The organism is Streptomyces sp. NPDC014764 (genome assembly GCF_043082785.1).
Lineage (GTDB): Bacteria > Actinomycetota > Actinomycetes > Streptomycetales > Streptomycetaceae > Streptomyces > Streptomyces althioticus.
In genome coordinates this window covers 62312-83032 of sequence record NZ_JBIBXY010000010.1, presented here as the reverse complement: position 1 = coordinate 83032, position 20721 = coordinate 62312, and the positions used below count along the sequence as shown (strand labels likewise).

The following is a 20721-nucleotide window of genomic DNA, read 5'->3' as shown; positions in this document are numbered from 1 at the left end:
GTGCCGGGGAGCTATATGTCCAGCGAATACGCCAAACAGCTCGGGGCCAAGCTCCGGGCGATCCGCACCCAGCAGGGCCTTTCCCTCCACGGTGTCGAGGAGAAGTCCCAGGGCCGCTGGAAGGCGGTCGTGGTCGGTTCGTACGAGCGCGGCGACCGCGCCGTGACCGTACAGCGCCTCGCGGAGCTGGCGGACTTCTACGGCGTCCCGGTGCAGGAGCTGCTGCCGGGCACGACCCCGGGCGGCGCCGCCGAGCCGCCGCCGAAGCTGGTCCTGGACCTCGAGCGGCTGGCCACGGTGCCGGCCGAGAAGGCGGGCCCGCTCCAGCGCTACGCGGCGACGATCCAGTCGCAGCGCGGTGACTACAACGGCAAGGTGCTGTCGATCCGCCAGGACGACCTGCGCACGCTCGCCGTGATCTACGACCAGTCGCCCTCGGTCCTCACCGAGCAGCTGATCAGCTGGGGTGTGCTGGACGCGGACGCGCGCCGTGCGGTGGCGTCCCACGAGGACGCGTAGGCGCTTCGCGGGGGCGCAGAAACGTGCCGCCGGGGTGCCGGAACCTTCTGGTTCCGGCACCCCGGCGGTTTTTCGTCTGCCTGCTGCGGTTCCTTCCCGGCCGCGGGCCGGGTCAGGCTGAGCGCGCGGTTCTTCCCCGCAGGCGCTGAGGGACGCTCCCTGGCGGGGCGTCCTACTGGTCGCGGCGCAGGGAAGGCTTGAGTTCCTTCAGGCGGCCGAGGAGGCCGTTGACGAACGAGGGGGACTCGTCCGTGGAGAACTCCTTCGCCAGCTGCACCATCTCGTCCAGCACGACCGCGTCGGGGGTCTCGTCGACCCAGATCAGCTCGTACGCGCCGAGCCGCAGGATGCTGCGGTCCACGACGGGCATCCGGTCGAGCGTCCAGCCGACCGAGTACTGGCCGATGAGCTCGTCGATCCGCTTCGCGTGCTCCGCGTAGCCCTCGACGAGTTGCATCGTGTACTCGCTCACCGGCGGCTGCCGGGTGTCGGACCGGGAGTGCCGGATCCAGTCGGCGAGGACCGTCAGGACCTCGGTGCCGCGCTGGTCGCCCTCGAAGATGATTTGGAAGGCGCGCTTGCGGGCCGTGTTGCGGGCAGCCACGGTTAGCTGTTCACCCGGCCGAGGTAGTCGCTCGTGCGGGTGTCGACCTTGATCTTCTCACCGGTGGTGATGAAGAGCGGGACCTGGATCTGGTGGCCGGTCTCCAGCGTGGCGGGCTTGGTGCCGCCGGTGGATCGGTCGCCCTGGACGCCCGGCTCGGTCTCCTGGATCGTCAGCTCGACGGCGGCCGGCAGCTCGACGAAGAGCACCTCGCCCTCGTGCTGGGCGACGGTGGCGGTGAAGCCCTCGACGAGGAAGTTGGCGGCGTCGCCGACGGCCTTGCGGTCGACCATGAGCTGGTCGTAGGTCTCCATGTCCATGAAGACGAAGTAGTCGCCGTCCATGTAGGAGAACTGCATGTCGCGCTTGTCGACGGTGGCCGTTTCGACCTTGACGCCGGCGTTGAAGGTCTTGTCGACGACCTTGCCGGAGAGCACGTTCTTGAGCTTGGTGCGCACAAAGGCCGGGCCCTTGCCGGGCTTGACGTGCTGGAACTCGACGACGGACCAGAGCTGGCCGCCTTCGAGCTTGAGCACCATGCCGTTCTTGAGGTCGTTCGTGGAAGCCACGGTTGCGGAATCTCCTGGACTGGACTGACGTGGACGACGGCCGGGGCGAGGGCAGGCGCACTGCGCGAGGCTAGAGCGCGAGCAGCTCCTTGGTCGTGATGGTGAGTAGCTCGGGTCCGCCGTCCGCCTCGGGGCGCACGACGAGCGTGTCATCGATCCGGACGCCGCCCCGGCCGGGGAGGTGCACCCCCGGCTCGACGGTGACCGGCACGCAAGCGTCCAGTTTACCCATGGCCGCCGGGGTCAATTGAGGGTCCTCGTCGATTTCCAGTCCGACGCCGTGACCAGTGAGGACCGGCAGTGCCTCCGCGTACCCGGCGGAGTCGAGCACCTGGCGGGCCGCACGGTCCACGTCACGGCATGCGGCGCCGGGCGCCAGGGACTCGCGTCCCGCGCGCTGTGCGGAGAACACCAGGTCGTAGAGCTCGATCTGCCAGTCGGCCGGGGCCGTGCCGATCACGAAGGTGCGGCCGATCTCGCAGCGGTAGCCGCGGTAGGTCGCGCCGAGGCAGACGGAGAGGAAGTCGCCCTCCTCCACCCGGCGGTCGGTTGGCCGGTGGCCGGGGCGTCCGGCGTTGGGCCCGGTGGCGACGGAGGTGGGGAAGGCCGGGCCGTCGGCGCCGTGGTCGACCAGGCGGCGCTCCAGCTCCAGGGCGAGGTGGCGTTCGGTGCGGCCGACCAGGATGGACTCCAGGAGTTCGCCCAGGGCCTGGTCGGCGATCTCCGCGCCGATGCGGAGACAGGAGATCTCCTCCTCGTCCTTGACCACACGCAGTTGTTCGACCGCGCCGGCGACCCCGGTGAGGCGCAGGGGCGGGGCGGCCTCGCGGATGGCGCGGTGCCGGATGACGGTGAGGTGGTGCTCCTCCACGGCGAGGGCGTCGACGCCCTGGGCCACCGCGAGGGCGGCGGCCTCCACGGCGGGGTCGCCGCCGATGCCGGTCATGACGTGCAGGCGCAGCGCCTCGTCGGGGCGGTTGTGCGGGATGCGGTCGTCCGGCGGCTCCGCGCACACGAGGACGTCCTCGGTCCTGCCGAGCAGCAGCACGGCGTTCTCGGGGGCGGCGCCGGACAGGTAGCGGACGTTGGCCGGCCGGGACACCAGCGCGGCGGTGCTGCCGCTCGCGTTGCAGCGTTCCCGGAGGCGCGTCCGGCGGACCGCGTAGACCTCAGACATGGTTCGAGCGTAGGAGCGGCGGCGGGATGTCGCCGGTCGAGCGGGGCCGACCGGGGGCAGCGCGGCCGCTCCGCGCCGAGACATGCGGTTCCGGAGGATGCGGCTCTGGACGGTGCGGTTCCGGAGGATGCGGTTCTAAAGAACGCGGCTCCGGTGAACGCGGTCTCTACAGAACGCGGCTGCGTAGGACGCGGTTCTGAAGAACGCGGCTCCGAGAGACGCGGCTCCGGAAGACGCGGCTCACCACGTCGGGGGGCTGGCGATCGCCCGGGTGAGGACGTCGTCGAGGATGCGGGCCGTCTCCGGTATGTCCAGCTGGGAGTTGTCGATGATCGGCAGGCCCGAGCCGTACCAGCCGGCCATGCGGCCGTGGATGCGGGCCACCTCCTCGTCGCTGAGGCGACGGTTGCCGCTGCGCTCCGCGTTGCGCTCCAGGACCACGTCCAGGCCGGGCAGGAGGACGACGGGCAACAGGCCGGGACCGACGTGCCGCTTCCAGCCGCCGAGGCCGACGACGGGGCGGTCGGGGAAGACCGCGTCGTCGAGGATGCAGGAGATGCCGTTGGCCAGGAAGTTACGGGCGGCGAACCCGCAGGTGCGGCGTGCCAGCCGGTACTGCGCCTCGGAGTTGTCGTTCCAGCCGGTCTGCGGGTCGGCGAAGCCGGAGCGGACCCATTCGCGGACGTCGTCGAGGCTGATGTGCGCGGTGGGAACACGGCGGTGGTCCGCCCAGTACTTGGCGACACTCGTCTTGCCGGCGCCGGCGGGCCCGATGAGCAGCACGGCGAGGGTCGTCGCGGTCGGGTCGGGGGTCGCCGGGGCCTGCGGCGCGCTCGGTATGCCGACCGGGCCGCCGGGGGGCAGCGTGACATGGCCGGTGGTGTCCGGCGGCGGGGGCATGGAGGCGTGCTGAGGGCCCGCCGGGGGCGGGGGCGCCGGGTAACCGGGGGGCTGGGCGTGCGCCGGGGCCGAGGGGCCCTGCTGCTGATGCTGACCTGGGTGGTGCGCGGCCGGTGACCAGCCGGCGGCCGGTCCGTGCCCCGGCTGGTGGGGCGGCGGCAGCGGAGAACCCACTGCGTGCTGCATCCGGTGCCACTCCGTCTCGTACAGGCAATGGGTCACTGACAACGGGGGCCGTCCCCGCGTTACCGAACGGTACCGCCCCCTGCCGTCGTTGTGTGAACGGCCGGGGGCGGTGATGAGTGCCCGTCAGGCAGCTACTCGCCCACCTCGCCGTAGGCGGCGAGCAGGACGGCCGGGTCGGGGCCCTCCAGCACGGTGGGCTTGGCGAGCCCGTCGAGGACGACGAAGCGCAGCAGGTTGCCGCGGGACTTCTTGTCGACCTTCATGTTCTCCACCAGCTTGGGCCACTGGTCGTAGCGGTAGTGCAGCGGGAGCCCGAGGGTCTTCAGGACCGTGCGGTGGCGGTCGGCGGTGGCGTCGTCCAGGCGGCCGGCGAGTCGGCCCAGTTCGGCGGCGAAGTGCATGCCGACGGCGACGGCGGCGCCGTGGCGCCACTTGTACCGCTCGTTCTTCTCGATGGCGTGGCCGAGGGTGTGGCCGTAGTTGAGGATCTCGCGGAGGCCGGACTCCTTGAGGTCGCTGGAGACCACGTCGGCCTTCACCCGGATCGAGCGTTCGATCAGCTCGGCGGTGTGCGGTCCGGCCGGGGTCCGGGCGGCCTCGGGGTCGGACTCGATCAGGTCGAGGATGACCGGGTCGGCGATGAAGCCGGCCTTGACGACCTCGGCGAGCCCGGAGACGTAGTCGTGGACCGGGAGGGAGTCGAGGGCGGCGAGGTCGCAGAGGACGCCGGCCGGCGGGTGGAAGGCGCCGACGAGGTTCTTGCCCTCGGCGGTGTTGATGCCGGTCTTGCCGCCGACGGCCGCGTCGACCATGGCGAGGACGGTCGTCGGCACGGCGATCCAGCGCACGCCGCGCAGCCAGGTCGCGGCGACGAACCCGGCGAGGTCCGTGGTGGCCCCGCCGCCGACACCCACGACGACGTCGGTGCGGGTGAAGTTGGACTGGCCGAGCGCCTTCCAGCAGTAGGCGGCGACCTCGGCGGTCTTGGCCTCCTCCGCGTTCGGCACCTGGATGGCGACGGCCTCGTAGCCCTGGCCCGCGAGGTCGGCGCGCAGCGCGTCGCCGGTCTCGGCGAGGGCCTCGGGGTGGATGATGGCCACCCGCTGGGCCTTCTCCCCGATCAGCCCGGGGAGTTCACCGAGCAGCTGCCGGCCCACCAGGACGTCGTAGGGCTCGGTGCCCGCCGTGCCCGCGACGTGGATACGGGTCACTGCCTCGTTGCTCATGCTTCCTTCAGCTCCAGTGCGTCCAGGACCGCCTCGGCGACCTCTTCGGGCGTGCGTCCGTCGGTCGGCACGACGGCCGTCGCGGTCTCCTCGTACAGGTGGCGGCGGGCCTCCATCAGCTCGCGCCACTGCTTGCGCGGGTTGACCGCGAGGAGCGGGCGGGCGGCGCCGAGGCCGGTGCGGCGGACCGCCTCCTCGACGTCCATCGACAGGTAGACCACCCGCTGTCCGGCGAGCAGCGCGCGGGTGCCGGCGTCCAGGATCGCGCCCCCGCCCAGGGCGAGGACGCCGTCGTGCGAGGCGAGCGCCTGCCGCACGGCCTCCTTCTCCAGGGCGCGGAAGACGGGCTCCCCGTCCTCGACGAAGATGTCGGAGACGGCGCGGCCCTCGGCGGCGACGATGTCGTCGTCGGTGTCCCGGTACCCGACGCCGAGACGCTCCGCGAGGAGCTGCCCGACGGTGGACTTGCCGACGCCCATCGGGCCGGTCAGAACGAGCCGCGGGCTCACCGGATCACCAGGTTGTCGAGGTACGAGGTGACGTTGCGGCGGGTCTCGGTGACGCTGTCGCCGCCGAACTTCTCCGCCACCGCGTCCGCCAGCACCAGCGCGACCATGGCCTCGGCGACGATGCCGGCCGCCGGGACGGCGGAGACGTCGGAGCGCTGGTGGTGGGCCTGCGTGGCCTCACCGGTGGTGACGTCCACGGTCTTCAGGGCGCGGGGCACGGTGGCGATCGGCTTCATCGCCGCGCGGACGCGCAGCAGTTCGCCGGTGGAAAGGCCGCCCTCGGTGCCGCCGGCCCGGCCGGAGACCCGCTTGATGCCCTCGGGCGTGTTGACGATCTCGTCGTGCGCCTTGGAGCCGGGCACACGGGCCAGCTCGAAGCCGTCGCCGATCTCGACGCCCTTGATGGCCTGGATGCCCATGAGGGCCCCGGCCAGCCGGGCGTCCAGCTTGCGGTCCCAGTGCACGTGCGAGCCGAGGCCCACGGGGACGTCGTAGGCCAGCACCTCGACGACGCCGCCGAGGGTGTCGCCGTCCTTGTGCGCCTGGTCGACCTCGGCGACCATCGCCTTCGACGTGTCCGCGTCCAGGCAGCGCAGCGGGTCGGCGTCCAGCTTCTCCACGTCGGCCGGTGTGGGGAGGAGGCCCTGCGGCGCCTTCACCGAGCACAGCTCGACGACGTGGGAGACGATCTCGATGCCGGCCGTCGCCCTGAGGTACGACCGGGCCACCGCGCCCAGCGCCACGCGGGCGGCGGTCTCACGGGCGGAGGCGCGCTCCAGGATCGGACGGGCCTCGTCGAAGCCGTACTTCTGCATGCCGGCGAGGTCGGCGTGGCCGGGCCGCGGGCGGGTCAGCGGCGCGTTGCGCGCGAGGCCGGCCAGCACCTCCGGGTCGACCGGGTCGGCCGCCATGACCTGCTCCCACTTGGGCCACTCGGTGTTGCCCACCATGATGGCGACGGGGGACCCCAGGGTCAGTCCGTGCCGGACTCCGCCCAGGAACGTGACCTCGTCCCGCTCGAACTTCATCCGGGCACCGCGACCGTAGCCGAGCCGCCGCCTCGCCAGGTGGTCCGCCACCATGTCCGTGGTGATCGGCACGCCGGCGGGAAGGCCCTCCAGCGTCGCGACGAGTGCGGGACCGTGGGACTCCCCCGCGGTCAGCCAGCGCAACCTGCTCAACGGTGCTCCTCCGTGTTCGCGCCCCGGTACTGCCCAGCGCACGCTCCTGCTCGCGTACGCGCGCGGCGGGACGGGGTGCGCGGGTCCCGGTCCGCCGTCCTTCGATCCTCCCACGTCGGGCGCGGCATCCGGCCGCCGGTCCACCTGACGGACGGCCCGGACCACCGGCCGGCCACCGGGATCAGCCCTGTCCGCCGTCCTCACGACGCGGTGCGTAGGCGCCGAGGAAGTCGGCGCCGCCGGGCCGGCGAGTGCCCGGACGGGCAGCTGTGCCGCCCTGGTTCCGCGGGGCGTACGGGCCGAGGAAGTCGGTGCCGCTCCCCTGGACAGGGACGGGCGCGCCCGTCCGCAGGGCGCGGCGGGCGGCGATCCGACGCCTGAGCTTCAGCACCCAGGCCGTGAGGAGCGCGAGCACCACCAGCGCCAGGACGGTGATCTGTACCCAGTCGGGCAGAAAGCCCAGCAGCGACTCGAACATCTGCGTCTTCCAGGACGCCAGAGGCACGCCTGCGGACATGAAAAGGTCCCCTCCCCCGAGGTTCCGCCCCCTGCGGAACGAGGAGGGATCCTACCGGGCGGCGAGTGCCTCCTCGCCCGCACGGCGCATGGCCTCCAGCGGGGCCGGGGAGCGGCCGGTCATCTGTTCCACCTGGAGCACCGCCTGGTGCACCAGCAGGTCGAGGCCGCTGACGACGGCCCCGCCGTACGCGGACCAGCGGGCGGCGAGGACGGTCGGCCACGGGTCGTACAGCACGTCGAACAGGGCCGCCGGGCGCTCGGGCACGGCGTGGGCGAGGGCGTCGGTGACGCCGGCCGGGGTGGTGCTGACGACCAGCGGGGCGTGCAGGGCCTCCTCGGCGTCGTCCCAGGCGGCGATCCGCACGGTGACGTCGAGGCGTTCCGCCCACTGCCGCATCTCGTCGGCGCGGGCCTTGCTGCGCACGTGGACGACGATCTCCCCCGTGCAGACGCGGGCGAGCGCGGCGAGCGCGGAGGAGGCGGTGGCGCCCGCGCCGAGGATCGCGGCGGTGTCCACCTTGTCGATGCCGTGCTCGTGCAGGGCGGCGACCATGCCGGGGATGTCGGTGTTGTCGCCGGTGCGGCGGCCGTCCCCGGTGAGGACCACCGTGTTGACCGCGTCGACGGACGCCGCCGTCTCGCTGATCCCGTCGAGCAGCGGGATCACGGCCCGCTTCAGCGGCATGGTCAGCGACAGCCCCGCCCACTCCGGGCCGAGCGTCTCGAAGAAGCCGGGCAGCGCCGCCTCGTCCACCTCGAACCGGTCGTAGGTCCAGCCCTCCAGTCCCAGCTCCGCGTAGGCGGCGCGGTGCAGCACGGGCGAGAGGGAGTGGGCGATCGGGGAGCCGAGCACGGCCGCACGGCGGGGCTCCGGCATCAGTTCTTCCTCGACGCGTTGAACTTGTCGACGAGCTTCTGGTGCTCCTCGATGTTCCTGGCGAACTCGGTCTTGTCCATGCCGTCCGTGGCCACGAAGTAGATCCAGCCGTCCGAGGTGGGGTTGAGCGCCGCCTTGACGGCGTCGTCACCGGGGTTGCCGATCGGACCGGGCGGCAGTCCCTTGTTGGTGTACGTGTTGTAGGGGTCGGTGTTGCTGTTGATCTCCGACTCGGAGATGTCGATCTTGCTCTGACCCTTGAGGTAGTTGAAGGACGAGTCGAACTGGAGCTTCTGGTTCGTCTCCGTGTTCGTCGGCTTCAGCCGGTTGTAGATGACCTCCGACATCTTGCGGAAGTCGTCGTGCGTCTTGCCCTCCGCCTGCACCAGGCTGGCGACCGTCACCAGCTCCCACGGCCCCTCGAGGCCGAGGCTCTTCGCCTTGGTCTCGAAGCCCAGGGACTCGTACTTCTCGGTGGCACGAGCCACCATTTGCTTGAGCACGTCCTCCGGCGTCTGCCCCTTCGCGACGGCGTAGCTGGAGGGGAAGAGGAACCCTTCGAGCGGGTCCTTCACGTCGGGGTGGTTCACGGCCCAGTCGGGCAGTCCGAGGGTCTTCCACTTGGTCTCGGCGACCTTGGCCGTGGTGCCCTTCTTGACCTCGAGCCGCGCGTCGATCAGCTCGTAGACGGCGGCGTTGCGCTTGCCCTCGGCGATGATCAGGTTGTCGCGGCTCTTCGGGCTGAGCATGAGTTCGACCGCGCTCGCGGCCGACATCTCCTTCTGGAGCGTGTAGACGCCGTCCTGGATGTTCTTGCCGTCCGGGTTGGCCGCCTGGGCCGCGACGAACGCGTCGACGCTCTTGACCACGCCCATCTTCTTGAGCACCTGGCCGATGGCGTAGCCGCCGGAGCCCTTGGGGATGGTGACGGTGACCTGCTCGCCGTTGCCGGAGCCCGCGAAGTCCGGGGCGCTGCCGAAACGATCCTGGTAGAACTGGTAGCCGAAGTAGCTCACCCCGGCCAGTCCGCCGCCGAAGACGGCGACGATCACGAGGCAGGCCAGTCCGCTGCGCCGCTTCTTCTCCTTGCCGCCTCCCCTGCGCTCCCCGCCGCCCCGGCGCTCGCCGCGTCCGCGCCGCTCGTCCGGCTCGCCGTCGCGGCCGTCCTCGTCGTCGCCGCCCGCGAAGAACGCGTGTTCCCCCTGGTCGGGTCCGGGGTCCCAGTCGGTCTGCGGCTCGGGCTCCCGCTCAGGCTCGGGCCGACGGCGGCCGGGGGGCTCGGGCGGCGGGTAGGCCTCGGCGGTGCCGTAGTAGTCGGACTGCTCACCGCCGTAGGGCGCGGGCTGCTGCGCGTACGGGTCCTGAGGGCCGCCGGCGTACGGGTCCTGCGGGTGGGAGCCGGTGGGCCAGCCGTTCTGGTCGTACTGCTGCTGGTGCTGTTGGTGCTGCTGCGGCGCCTGATGCTGGGGCTGCTGAGGGTGCTGCGGCTGCTGGTGCTGCTGGGGCGCGTACTGCTGACCGTACTGACCGTACTGGTCGTACTGCGGGTACGACTGATCGCCGTACCCGTGCTGCTCGCCCGTGCCCCAGTCGCCGTACTGCTGCTGCGGCTGCTGCGGGTAATGCTGCTGCTGGCCGCCGTAGGACTGCTGGGCCTGCTGGGCGGCCTGCTGTCCTCCCCATCCGCCGTCCCCGTACAACGGGTCGTCCGGATGCCACGGTTCGGAGCCTTGGCCCCGGCCATACTCAGTCATCGATCCCCTAGAGCCGCGAGGCGGCGGCAGCCCGGCCACCTGAAGACCTCGGCTTCCGTTCCGTCTCTCTCTGTGCGGGGGCTGTTCGAACACCGCCCGCATCGCGCGGAACGTTACCGTATCGCGATCAGATGACCACTTCGACGCCCTCGCCGGGTGGTCTGCCTGACACCCGTTCGGATTCCAGTGCCTGCTGGAGGATGATCACAGCGGCGGCCTGGTCGATGACGGCGCGGCCCTTCTTGGACTTCACGCCCGAGGCGCGCAGCCCCTGACTGGCCGTCACCGTGGTCATCCGCTCGTCCACGAGCCGCACCGGAACCGGAGCGATCATACGTGCCAGCTCCTGGGTGAAGCCGCGGACCTTGGCGGCGGCGGGGCCCTCGCCCCCCTTGAGCGAGCGAGGGAGACCGACGACGACCTCGATCGGCTCGTACTCCTCGACGAGCTGCCTCAGTCTGCGGTGTGCGGCCGGGACGTCCCGGCCGGGGACGGTCTCGACCGGGGTGGCGAGGATCCCGTCGGGGTCGCAGGACGCGACCCCGATCCGGGCGTCCCCGACGTCGACCGCGAGACGGCGGCCTCGGCGCAGGGCCGGGCCGTCCGCCTGCTGGTGCGCGGAACCGTTCACTTGGCGGTGTCCGCCACGAGACGCTCCACGGCGTCCACGGCCTCGCCGACGGCGGCCGGGTTCTGGCCGCCGCCCTGGGCGACGTCCGGCTTGCCGCCACCGCCGCCGCCGAGGGTCTTGGCGGCGGTGCGCACCAGGTCACCGGCCTTGAGTCCGCGCTCGCGGGCGGCCTCGTTGGTGGCGATGACGGTGAGCGGCTTGCCGTTGACCGTGCTGAACAGGGCCACGACGGCGGCCCGGCCGCCCTGGATGCGGCCGCGCACGTCGAGCACCAGCTTGCGCAGGTCGTCGGCGGTGGTGCCGTCCGGGACCTGGCCGGTGACGACGGCGACGCCCTTGATGTCCTTGGCGGACTCGGCGAGACCGGCGGCGGCCTGGAGCACCTTCTCGGCGCGGAACTTCTCGATCTCCTTCTCGGCGTCCTTCAGCCGGCCGAGCATGGCGGAGACCTTCTCGGGCAGTTCCTCGGAGCGGCCCTTGAGCAGTTCGGTGAGCTGGTTGACGACCGTGTGCTCGCGGGCGAGGAAGTTGTAGGCGTCCACGCCGACCAGGGCCTCGATGCGGCGCACGCCGGAGCCGATGGACGACTCGCCGAGCAGCTTCACCAGACCGAGCTGGGCGGTGTTGTGCACGTGGGTGCCGCCGCACAGCTCCTTGGAGAAGTCGCCGATGGTCACCACGCGGACCCGGTCGCCGTACTTCTCGCCGAACTCGGCGATGGCGCCCTGCTTCTTGGCCTCGTCGATGCCCATGACGTCGGCGCGCACGTCGAGGTCGCGGGCGAGCACCTCGTTGATCTTCTGCTCGACGTCCAGCATGACCGTCTGCGGGACGGCGGCCGGGGAGCCGAAGTCGAAGCGGAACCGGCCGGGCTGGTTCTCGGAGCCGGCCTGGGCGGCCGTCGGACCGAGGGCGTCGCGCAGGGCCTGGTGGGTGAGGTGGGTGGCCGAGTGGGCACGGGCGATGGCCTTGCGCCGGCGGTCGTCGATGGCGGCGTGGGCGCGGGCGCCGACGGTCACCTCGCCGACCTGGACGACGCCCTTGTGCACGTAGACGCCCGGGACCGGCTTCTGGCAGTCGCGTACCTCGACGACGGCGCCGGAGTCGGTGCGGATCCGGCCGGTGTCGCCGATCTGGCCGCCGCCCTCGGCGTAGAAGGGGGTGCGGTCCAGGACGATCTCGACCTCGTCGCCCTCGGTGGCGGCGGGCGAGGAGACGCCGTCGACGAGGATGCCGACGACGGTCGACTCGCCCTCGGTGTCCGTGTAACCGATGAAGTCGGTGGCGCCGGCCCGGTCGGCGATCTCACGGTAGGCGCCGAGGTCGGCGTGGCCGGTCTTCTTGGACCGGGCGTCGGCCTTGGCGCGCTCCCGCTGCTCCTTCATCAGGCGGCGGAAGCCGTCCTCGTCCACGGAGAGGCCCTGCTCGGCGGCCATCTCCAGGGTGAGGTCGATGGGGAAGCCCCAGGTGTCGTGCAGCAAGAAGGCCTTGTCGCCGGGGAGCACGTCGGAGCCGGCGGCCTTGGTCTCGGACACGGCGGTGTCGAGGATGTTGGTGCCGGCCTTCAGCGTCTTGAGGAAGGCGTTCTCCTCGGCGAGGGCGACCTTCTCGATCCGCACGCGGTCGGTGATCAGCTCCGGGTACTGCTGCCCCATCATGCCGATGACGACGTCGATGAGGTCCTTGACGACCGGGCCGGTGGCGCCGAGCAGACGCATGTTGCGGATGGCGCGGCGCATGATGCGGCGCAGCACGTAGCCGCGGCCCTCGTTGCCGGGGGTGACACCGTCGCCGATGAGCATCACGGAGGTGCGCATGTGGTCGGTGACCACGCGCAGCGAGACGTCGGAGCTCTGGGCGTCGCCGTAACGGACGCCGGTCAGCTCGGTGGCCTTCTCGATGACGGCCATGGAGGTGTCGATCTCGTACATGTTCTGCACGCCCTGCAGAATCATGGCGAGCCGCTCGAGGCCGAGGCCGGTGTCGATGTTCTTGCTGGGCAGGTCGCCGAGGATTTCGAAGTCGTCCTTGCCGGTCCCCTCGCCCCGCTCGTACTGCATGAAGACGAGGTTCCAGATCTCCACGTACCGCTCGTCGTTGACGGCGGGACCGCCCTCGGCGCCGAACTCGGGGCCGCGGTCGTAGTTGATCTCGGAGCAGGGGCCGCAGGGGCCGGGGACGCCCATGGACCAGAAGTTGTCCTTCTTGCCCAGGCGCTGGATGCGCTCGGCGGGCACACCGACGACGTCGCGCCAGATCTGCTCGGCCTCGTCGTCGTCCTGGTAGACGGTGATCCAGAGCTTCTCGGGCTCCAGGCCGTAACCGCCCTTGTCCTGGGGGCTGGTGAGCAGCTCCCAGGCGAGCTTGATGGCGCCTTCCTTGAAGTAGTCGCCGAAGGAGAAGTTGCCGCACATCTGGAAGAACGTGCCGTGGCGGGTGGTCTTGCCGACCTCTTCGATGTCGGGGGTGCGCACGCACTTCTGCACGCTGGTGGCGCGGTCGAAGGGCGGCTTGACCTCGCCGAGGAAGTAGGGCTTGAAGGGCACCATGCCGGCCGGGACGAGGAGCAGAGTCGGGTCGTCCGCGATGAGCGACGCCGACGGGACGACGGTGTGCCCGCGCTCCTCGAAGAAGCTCAGCCAGCGGCGGCGGATCTCGGCCGACTCCATCAGTGGTCCTCATTCCGGTTGTACGGGTACGTCGGGTACGTCGACTTCTTGGAGCCCTCGACGTACGGGGGGCTGTTGCGGTTCTCGATCACGGCGTAGCCGCGGGGCGCGGGCAGTTCACGGTCGACGGGGGCGTTGAGCCCGAGCGCGTCGCCGAGTTCGGCCTCGCGCTGCGCCATGTTGTCGCGGACCTCGAGGGCGAAGTCCACCGCGCGGTCCTTGAGCCGGCCGCCGGCCTCGATCGCCTTGTTGGCCGCGGCGACGGCGAGATGCTCGGGGGTGAGCTGCTTGATCTTGCGGTTGACCTTGGTGGTGGCCCACACGCCGGCGGCGACGCCGGTGGTGAACCAGAACGTTCGGCGGAACATCGTCGGGTCAGTCCTTCTTTCCCCGGGTCCGCTTGTCGCGCCGCGCTCCCGGGACGGTGCGGCCCACGATCACGTTGCGCCGCGTCCGCTCCGGCGCGTCCTCCTTGCGGCCGCCGAGGGCCCGGCGCACGCCGTAGCCGAAGGCGGCGACCTTGACCAGGGGGCCGCCGAAGGTGGAGGCCACGGTGGTGGACAGCGCGGAGGCGTTGGAGGTGACCTCCTGGACGTCGGAGGCGATCGCGTCGACCCGCTCGATCTGGGTCTGCGCGGACCGGACCGCCGTGGAGGCGTCCGCCAGCAGCGGGACGGCCTGGTCGGTCACGTCCGCCACCAGCTTGGTGGTCGCCCGGAGCGTCTGGGCCAGCCTCGCCAGTGCCACGGCGAGGAAGGAGACCAGGATCGCCCAGAAGACGGCCACCAGGATTCCGGCCACCTCGCCACCGGACACTGTGTGCACCCGCTCCCTTGAAACGCGCCTGAACATCGAGAAAGTCGTGTCACCGAGCCTATCGCGCCGGTGACGGGTCTCCGTACCGGATTACCGTCCGCCACGGCGCCGGTCCGGGCGGAGGAGGACGGAAGGGCTCCCGGGCGAGGACGAGCCCGCCGCCTCCCCGCCCCGGAGGGCGGAGGGACGACGGGCTCGGGATACCGCGTGCCTGCTGGGTCAGCGGGCGTAGTACTCGACGACGAGCTGCTCGTCGCAGATCACCGGGATCTCCTTGCGGTTCGGCTCACGGTCCAGGCGGAACGCCAGGGCCTTGAGGTTCACCTGCAGGTAGCGCGGGATCTCACCGTCGGGGGCGAAGCCACCCTCACGAGCGATCGTGAAGAGGGTCTTCTCCTTGCTGCGCTCGCGGACCTCCACGACGTCGTCCGGGCGGACACGGAAGGAAGGCTTGTCGACCTTCTTGCCGTTCACCTGGATGTGGCCGTGGGTGACCATCTGGCGGGCCTGGTAGATCGTGCGGGCGATGCCCGAACGCAGGACCAGCGCGTCGAGACGGCGCTCGAGCTCGATGACCAGGGCCTCGCCGGTCTTCATCGAGGTCTTGGAGGCGCGCTCGTAGGCACGGACGAGCTGCCGCTCGGAGAGGTCGTACTGCGCGCGCAGACGCTGCTTCTCCAGCAGACGGACCTTGTAGTCCGAGTTCTGCTTGCGGCCACGGCCGTGCTCACCCGGGGGGTACGGGCGGGCCTCGAAGTACTTGACGGCCTTCGGGGTCAGCGCGATACCGAGGGCACGCGACTTCTTGACCTTGGGGCGGGACTGGTTCGCCACTTCTTTTCCTTTTCCTTTTCGGCTGCCTCAGAGTTACGGGAGGTCGCATCCGCAGCCGGGGAATCCCAGCAGGTCCACATGGGACGAGCCGGGCAGCCGCTCCCCTGGTCTGGGCACATACGTGCAGCACACGAACGGCCCACCGACCGGTCCCGGGACTTACGGGTGGTGGTGGGCTGCCCGCGACACCTACGACGGTGCGCGACGCTCCTGGATCGAAGGATCCGGCTGGTCGTCCCGCCTGAGGCGCCGACCGGAGCCGGACACGGGACACAGCACTTCGCGTGAGTCTACAGGGCGCTCAGGACCGCTTGCGACCGAGGTGCTTCCTGGTCCACTCCACCGCGTCCGCGTACCGGGCCTCGGCACCGTGCCGGGTGGGCTCGTAGTACTCGCGGTCCTTCAGGGCGTCCGGGGCGTACTGCTGCTCGGCGATGCCCTCGGGCAGGTCGTGCGGGTAGGTGTAGCCCTTGCCGTGGCCGAGCTTGCCGGCGCCCTTGTAGTGGCTGTCGCGCAGGTGGGACGGGACCGGGCCGGCCAGTCCCTTGCGGACGTCCTCCAGGGCCGCGCCGATCGCGGTGGTGGCCGCGTTGGACTTGGGGGCGAGCGCCAGGGCGATGGTGGCGTGGCTGAGGGTGAGCGCGGCCTCGGGGAAGCCGATCATGGCGACGGCCTGGGCGGCGGCGACCGCGATGGGCAGCGCGTTGGGATCGGCGAGGCCGATGTCCTCGCTGGCGGAGATCATCAGGCGGCGGGCGATGAAGCGGGGGTCCTCGCCCGCCTCGATCATGCGGGCCAGGTAGTGCAGTGCCGCGTCCACGTCCGAGCCGCGGATCGACTTGATCAGGGCGCTGGCGACGTCGTAGTGCTGGTCGCCGTCGCGGTCGTACTTCACGGCGGCCCGGTCGACCGTCTCCTCCAGGGTCGCCAGGCTCACCTCGGCCTCGCCCTTGTCCAGCGCGGCTCCCGCGGCGGCCTCGAGGGCGGTGAGCGCGCGTCGGGCGTCACCGCCGGCGATGCGCAGCAGGTGCTCCGCGGTGTCGTCGGGGAGGGCGACGGCTCCGCCCAGGCCGCGCTCCTCGGTGAGGGCGCGCCGCAGCAGGGAGCGGACGTCGTCGTCGGTGAGCGGCTCGAGGGTGAGCAGCAGGGAACGGGAGAGCAGCGGGGAGATGACCGAGAAGTGCGGGTTCTCGGTGGTCGCGGCGATGAGCGTGACCCAGCGGTTCTCCACGGCGGGGAGCAGGGAGTCCTGCTGGGCCTTGCTGAAGCGGTGGATCTCGTCGAGGAAGAGGACCGTCTCCTGGCCGTACCCGCCGGAGGCGCGGCGGGCGCCGTCGATGACCGCGCGGACCTCCTTGACGCCCGCGGTGATCGCGGACAGCTCCACGAAGCGCTTGTTGGTGGCCTTGGAGACCACGTAGGCGAGGGTGGTCTTGCCCGTGCCGGGCGGGCCCCAGAGGATCACCGAGGACGGTCCCGCGGGGCCCGAGGAGCCTTCGCCGACCAGTCTGCGCAGGGGGGAGCCCGGCTTCAGCAGGTGCTGCTGGCCCACCACCTCGTCGAGGGTGCGCGGGCGCATCCGGACCGCCAGGGGGCTCCCGGCGGGGTCCTTCTCCTGGCGTTCTTCTGCTGCGGCGGTGAACAGGTCGGGCTCCACGCTGAAACCCTAAAGCACCGCGCCGACAGCCCGGCGCGGGCGGTCAGCTGGTCCAGAAGTCCCACCAGCGGGTCAGGATCAGCATGCCGATGATCCCGATGTGCAGCACCGGCAGGACCCAGGTGAACTCGCCGAAGAAGCTCTTGAGCCAGGAGGGCGCGGGCAGGAAGCCCTTGCGGATGTTGAACGACGTCACGTACCAGAACATGACGATCGTGGCGACCCAGGCGAGGCAGCACCACAGGCACAGGGCGTTGATCCGGTACAGGGACTGGACCATCAGCCAGGCGCAGAAGCCGACGCCGAAGAGGGTGCCCGCGTTGAAGGTGAGCCAGTACCAGCGGGGGAAGCGGGCCCGGGCGAGCAGGCTCATGCCGACGCACACCACGATGCCGTAGGTCACCAGGCCGAGCATCGGGTTGGGGAAGCCGAAGACGGAGGCCTGGTCGCTCTCCATGACGCTGCCGCAGGAGACGACCGGGTTGAGGCTGCAGCCGGGGACGAACGTCTCGCCCTTGACCTTGGCCTCGAGCAGCTTGAACTTGTCGAGCGTGATCACCCAGGCGGCGAGGACGCCGGCGGCGCCGGTGATGACGAGGAGCAGCGCGAACGCCCGGCTCGCGCCCTCGGTGCGCGGCGCGGAGGCGGCACGCTGGTGCGGGGAGGAGGATTCGGGCTCCATGTCGACGTCCCTGACTGTCGTCTTGCTCATCACGCCGATTCCGTCACTGGTGAGTGGGGACTGCTTCGGGCAGGGGCCATTGTGCCGTACGGCTCGGTGCGTGCGCCGTTGACCGCGGATAAGGACGTACATCTGTTCGCCCCGGGGCGCAGGGTTTCGGCCGACCTTCGCGGGGCGCCCGCACAGGCGTCCGGTCCCGGCTCCCCTTCCGGGTGGCGGCGGGGTGCGCCCCGTTGACGAGCCGGGCGCCGGGCCCCCTGGCGAGGGGACCCGGCGCCCGTGGAGCGGGTGGCTCAGCCGAGGCGGGACTCGAGCTCCGCCACGACCTCGTTCACGCCGACCGCGGTCTGCTCACCGGACTCCAGGTCCTTGAGCTGGACCACGCCCTGCTCGATGTCGCGCTCGCCGAGGATCAGCGCGTACCGCGCGCCCGAGCGGTTGGCCGCCTTCATCGCGGCCTTGAGGCCCTTGCCGCCGTAGGCGAAGTCCGCTGCCACGCCGTTCTTGCGCAGCTCGGTGACCTTCGCGAACAGCACCCGGCGGGCCTCGTCGCCGAGCGGCACGGCGAACACGCTGGTGGTGGCGGGCAGTTCGAGCTCGACGCCTTCCGCCTCCAGGGCGAGCACCGTGCGGTCGACGCCGAGCGCCCAGCCGACGGACGGCAGCGCGGGGCCGCCGATCATCTCGGACAGGCCGTCGTAGCGACCGCCGCCGCCCACCGCGGACTGGGAGCCGAGGCCGTCGTGGACGAACTCGAAGGTGGTGCGGGTGTAGTAGTCCAGGCCGCGCACCAGCTTGGGGTCGTCCTCGAAGACCACGCCCGCCGCCGTGACCAGCTCGCGCACCTCCTCGTGGTACGCCTTGCAGGCGTCGCAGAGGTAGTCGCGCAGCAGCGGGGCGTCGCCGAGCTGCTTCTGCACCGACTCGCGCTTGTCGTCGAGGACACGCAGCGGGTTGATCTCCGCGCGGCGCAGGGTGTCCTCGTCCAGGTCCAGGCCGCGCAGGAAGGTCTGCAGGGCCTCCCGGTAGACGGGGCGGCACTCCTTGTCGCCCAGGCTGTTGAGCAGGATGCGGAAGTTCTGCAGGCCCAGGGAGCGGTACGCCTGGTCGGCCAGGATGATCAGCTCGGCGTCGAGCGCCGGGTCCTCCGCGCCGATCGCCTCTGCGCCGACCTGCGAGAAGTGCCGGTACCGGCCCTTCTGGGGGCGCTCGTAGCGGTAGTAGGAGCCGGAGTACCAGAGCTTGACGGGGAGGTTGCCCGCCTTGTGCAGGCTGGCCTCCAGGGCCGCGCGCAGCACGGAGGCCGTGCCCTCGGGGCGCAGGGCGAGCTTGGTGCCGCCCTTGGTCTCGAAGGCGTACATCTCCTTGGTGACGATGTCGGTGGACTCGCCGACGCCGCGCGCGAACAGCTCGACGTTCTCGAAGCCGGGCGTCTCGATGTAGCCGTAGCCGGATCCGCGCAGCGGGGCGGCGATCGCCTCGCGCACGGCGAGGTACTTGGCCGAATCGGGCGGCAGCAGGTCGTAGGTGCCCTTGGGGGCCTTGAAGGTGCTCACGGAAGTACTCGTCACATTCCTCGTCGGGGAGCCTCGGTCGGGGCTCCCGGGCCGGCGGCCACCTGCCGCAGATACGGGTTGGTGGCGCGCTCCTGGCCGATGGTGGTCTGGGGGCCGTGTCCGGACAGCACCACGGTCGAGTCGTCGAGCGGCAGGCACACGCGGGCCAGCGAGTCGAGCATCTCGGCCATGTCACCGCCGGGCAGGTCGGTGCGTCCGACGGAGCCGGCGAACAACAGGTCGCCCGAGAACATGACCGGCGGGATGTCGGCCGACTCGGGCAGGTTGAAGGTCACCGACCCCTTGGTATGGCCCGGGGCGTGCGCGACGGAGAACTCCAGACCCGCCAGCTTCAGCGCGGCGCCGTCGGTGAGCTCCTTGACGTCGTCCGGCTCCCCCACCGTCAGCTCCCCCATGAGCGGCATGCCGATGGCGCGGCCTATGCCCTTCTCCGGGTCGCTCATCATGTACCGGTCGTCGGGGTGGATCCAGGCGGGCACGTCGTGCGCGCCGCAGACCGGGACCACCGAGGCGACATGGTCGATGTGGCCGTGGGTGAGGACGACGGCGACGGGCTTGAGCCGGTGCTTGCGGACCGCCTCCGCCACACCGTCGGCGGCCTGGTGGCCCGGGTCGATGATCACGCACTCCTCACCGGCGGCGGGGGCGACGAGATAACAGTTCGTCCCCCATGCTCCGGCGGGGAACCCGGCAATGAGCACGATCGTCCTTCGTTTGTGTCGGTACGTGAGGCTTGCGACGGGCTGCGCCCGTGGTCAGAGCCTACCGGCGCTGCCGATTCCTCAGCGAACCCATATACGGTACGGGGCACACGCAGGCGGTCGGCTCACCGCACGTACGCACGCGTACCGGCCGGCACACGAGACGCATGAGGAGAGAACCCGGTGGTCAGCCAGGAGCAGCGGCGGCGTCAGCTCGCCCGGGAGAAGTTCTTGCGGCAGCAGCAGCGGCGTACCGAGACGCGGCGCAAGGCGCGGGTCCGCAACGCGGTCATCGCGTCGGTCCTCGGTGTGACCTTGGTCGGCAGCCTCGCGCTGTACACGACGGGGGTGCTCAAGCAGGACGACGACAAGACCAACGCGGCCGCGGAGGTCACGCCTGAGCCCGAGAAGCCGAGCAAGGCGCCGGACCCGTGCGAGAAGCCGGCAGCGGGCGAGGTCGGGAAGCAGACGTGGAAGAAGGAGCCGGCGCTGTCGATCGACGAGTCGGCGAAGTACACGATGAAGCTCGAGACCACCTGCGGGACGATCGACGTGGCGCTGAACGCGTCGGCGGCCCCGCACACGGTCAACTCGTTCAACTTCCTCGCGAACAAGGGCTACTTCGACCACACCAAGTGCCACCGGCTCACCACCAACGGCATCTTCGTCCTGCAGTGCGGTGACCCGACGGGCACCGGCACCGGCGGTCCCGGCTACACGATCCCGGACGAGAACCTGAAGGACGGGACGCTCAAGGGCGGCGTCTACCCGGCGGGCACGGTCGCGATGGCCAACACGGGGCAGAAGGACAGTGGCGGCAGCCAGTTCTTCCTCGTCTACGAGGACAGTCAGCTCCCGCCCAACTACACACCGTTCGGCACCGTCTCGGACGCGGGCCTGAAGGTTCTGAAGAAGATCGCCGACGCCGGGGAGAGCACCGGAGCCGGCGACGGGGCGCCCAACGCGACGGTCGTGATCGACAAGGCGACCGTCACCGCATCCTGAGCCCCAACTGCGTAATTTCGGTCGCGCGGGATGCGGACAGGCATCCCGTCGGTCGCCTATGTTGGCCGTGACGAAACTGTGGACGATGCCCGGGGGAGCGCACAGGCCCCTCGACGGCATCATGTGGA

The 20721-nt window shown here is 71.0% G+C and carries 21 protein-coding genes; 2 read left to right on the top strand and 19 right to left on the bottom strand.

Features of this window, described 5'->3' with window-relative positions; genetic code table 11:
• Positions 1 to 15: 15 nt before the first annotated feature.
• On the top strand, positions 16 to 519 hold the full coding sequence (gene bldD, locus ACF1AG_RS23260) for a transcriptional regulator BldD (RefSeq protein ID WP_006131213.1): 504 nt from the start codon (positions 16 to 18) through the stop codon (positions 517 to 519).
• 172 nt (positions 520 to 691) lie between these two features.
• On the opposite strand, the gene nusB is transcribed toward bldD, so the two are convergent.
• The 19 genes from nusB to ACF1AG_RS23165 form a co-directional block, all read right to left on the bottom strand.
• Entirely contained in the window at positions 692 to 1123 is a 432-nt protein-coding gene (gene nusB, locus ACF1AG_RS23255) for a transcription antitermination factor NusB (protein ID WP_033275099.1), read from the bottom strand.
• Positions 1124 to 1125: 2 nt separating this feature from the next.
• Positions 1126 to 1692 (bottom strand): elongation factor P, encoded by a 567-nt coding sequence (gene efp / locus ACF1AG_RS23250; protein ID WP_006131211.1) that lies wholly within the window; start codon positions 1690 to 1692, stop codon positions 1126 to 1128.
• 70 nt (positions 1693 to 1762) lie between these two features.
• Positions 1763 to 2869, bottom strand: a complete 1107-nt coding sequence (locus tag ACF1AG_RS23245) for an aminopeptidase P family protein (RefSeq protein WP_391810343.1) — start codon at positions 2867 to 2869, stop codon at positions 1763 to 1765.
• Between the two features lie 240 nt (positions 2870 to 3109).
• On the bottom strand, positions 3110 to 3955 hold the full coding sequence (locus ACF1AG_RS23240) for a Pro-rich N-terminal domain-containing protein (protein ID WP_359607142.1): 846 nt from the start codon (positions 3953 to 3955) through the stop codon (positions 3110 to 3112).
• 131 nt (positions 3956 to 4086) lie between these two features.
• A complete protein-coding gene (gene aroB, locus ACF1AG_RS23235) occupies positions 4087 to 5181 on the bottom strand; it encodes a 3-dehydroquinate synthase (protein WP_391810342.1) in 1095 nt (364 codons plus the stop codon).
• A complete protein-coding gene (locus ACF1AG_RS23230; protein ID WP_359607146.1) occupies positions 5178 to 5690 on the bottom strand; it encodes a shikimate kinase in 513 nt (170 codons plus the stop codon). The genes aroB and ACF1AG_RS23230 overlap by 4 nt, the downstream gene beginning before the upstream one ends.
• Positions 5687 to 6871 carry a chorismate synthase gene (gene aroC, locus ACF1AG_RS23225; protein WP_359607148.1) on the bottom strand — a complete coding sequence of 395 codons (1185 nt, stop codon included), beginning with the start codon at positions 6869 to 6871 and terminating at the stop codon, positions 5687 to 5689. The genes ACF1AG_RS23230 and aroC overlap by 4 nt, the downstream gene beginning before the upstream one ends.
• A 181-nt stretch (positions 6872 to 7052) precedes the next feature.
• Positions 7053 to 7388 (bottom strand): hypothetical protein, encoded by a 336-nt coding sequence (locus tag ACF1AG_RS23220; RefSeq protein WP_359607149.1) that lies wholly within the window; start codon positions 7386 to 7388, stop codon positions 7053 to 7055.
• Between the two features lie 51 nt (positions 7389 to 7439).
• Positions 7440 to 8267, bottom strand: coding sequence for a shikimate dehydrogenase (locus ACF1AG_RS23215; RefSeq protein WP_359607151.1), 828 nt, complete (start codon positions 8265 to 8267; stop codon positions 7440 to 7442).
• Positions 8267 to 10021, bottom strand: coding sequence for an endolytic transglycosylase MltG (mltG, locus tag ACF1AG_RS23210; protein ID WP_387796801.1), 1755 nt, complete (start codon positions 10019 to 10021; stop codon positions 8267 to 8269). The genes ACF1AG_RS23215 and mltG overlap by 1 nt, the downstream gene beginning before the upstream one ends.
• 127 nt (positions 10022 to 10148) lie before the next feature.
• Positions 10149 to 10652, bottom strand: a complete 504-nt coding sequence (gene ruvX, locus ACF1AG_RS23205; RefSeq protein ID WP_359607155.1) for a Holliday junction resolvase RuvX — start codon at positions 10650 to 10652, stop codon at positions 10149 to 10151.
• Positions 10649 to 13321, bottom strand: coding sequence for an alanine--tRNA ligase (gene alaS, locus ACF1AG_RS23200; protein WP_359750257.1), 2673 nt, complete (start codon positions 13319 to 13321; stop codon positions 10649 to 10651). The genes ruvX and alaS overlap by 4 nt, the downstream gene beginning before the upstream one ends.
• The gene (locus ACF1AG_RS23195) at positions 13321 to 13689 is read right to left on the bottom strand and encodes a hypothetical protein (protein ID WP_191882537.1); all 369 of its coding nucleotides are present in this window, start codon (positions 13687 to 13689) and stop codon (positions 13321 to 13323) included. The genes alaS and ACF1AG_RS23195 overlap by 1 nt, the downstream gene beginning before the upstream one ends.
• 7 nt (positions 13690 to 13696) lie before the next feature.
• Positions 13697 to 14146 (bottom strand): DUF948 domain-containing protein, encoded by a 450-nt coding sequence (locus ACF1AG_RS23190; RefSeq protein WP_106963240.1) that lies wholly within the window; start codon positions 14144 to 14146, stop codon positions 13697 to 13699.
• 210 nt (positions 14147 to 14356) lie between these two features.
• Positions 14357 to 14971 (bottom strand): 30S ribosomal protein S4, encoded by a 615-nt coding sequence (gene rpsD / locus ACF1AG_RS23185; protein WP_019523761.1) that lies wholly within the window; start codon positions 14969 to 14971, stop codon positions 14357 to 14359.
• A 301-nt stretch (positions 14972 to 15272) separates the two neighbouring features.
• The gene (locus ACF1AG_RS23180; RefSeq protein WP_359605646.1) at positions 15273 to 16628 is read right to left on the bottom strand and encodes a replication-associated recombination protein A; all 1356 of its coding nucleotides are present in this window, start codon (positions 16626 to 16628) and stop codon (positions 15273 to 15275) included.
• A 43-nt stretch (positions 16629 to 16671) separates the two neighbouring features.
• Positions 16672 to 17340, bottom strand: coding sequence for a vitamin K epoxide reductase family protein (locus ACF1AG_RS23175; protein WP_359605648.1), 669 nt, complete (start codon positions 17338 to 17340; stop codon positions 16672 to 16674).
• Positions 17341 to 17603: 263 nt separating this feature from the next.
• The gene (gene hisS, locus ACF1AG_RS23170; protein ID WP_359605650.1) at positions 17604 to 18866 is read right to left on the bottom strand and encodes a histidine--tRNA ligase; all 1263 of its coding nucleotides are present in this window, start codon (positions 18864 to 18866) and stop codon (positions 17604 to 17606) included.
• An 11-nt stretch (positions 18867 to 18877) separates the two neighbouring features.
• Complete coding sequence (locus tag ACF1AG_RS23165; RefSeq protein ID WP_086698850.1) at positions 18878 to 19588, bottom strand: MBL fold metallo-hydrolase; 711 nt, start codon at positions 19586 to 19588, stop codon at positions 18878 to 18880.
• 183 nt (positions 19589 to 19771) lie between these two features.
• On the opposite strand from ACF1AG_RS23165, the gene ACF1AG_RS23160 reads away from it, so the two are divergent.
• Complete coding sequence (locus ACF1AG_RS23160; protein WP_359605651.1) at positions 19772 to 20593, top strand: peptidylprolyl isomerase; 822 nt, start codon at positions 19772 to 19774, stop codon at positions 20591 to 20593.
• The last annotated feature ends 128 nt before the right edge of the window (positions 20594 to 20721 follow it).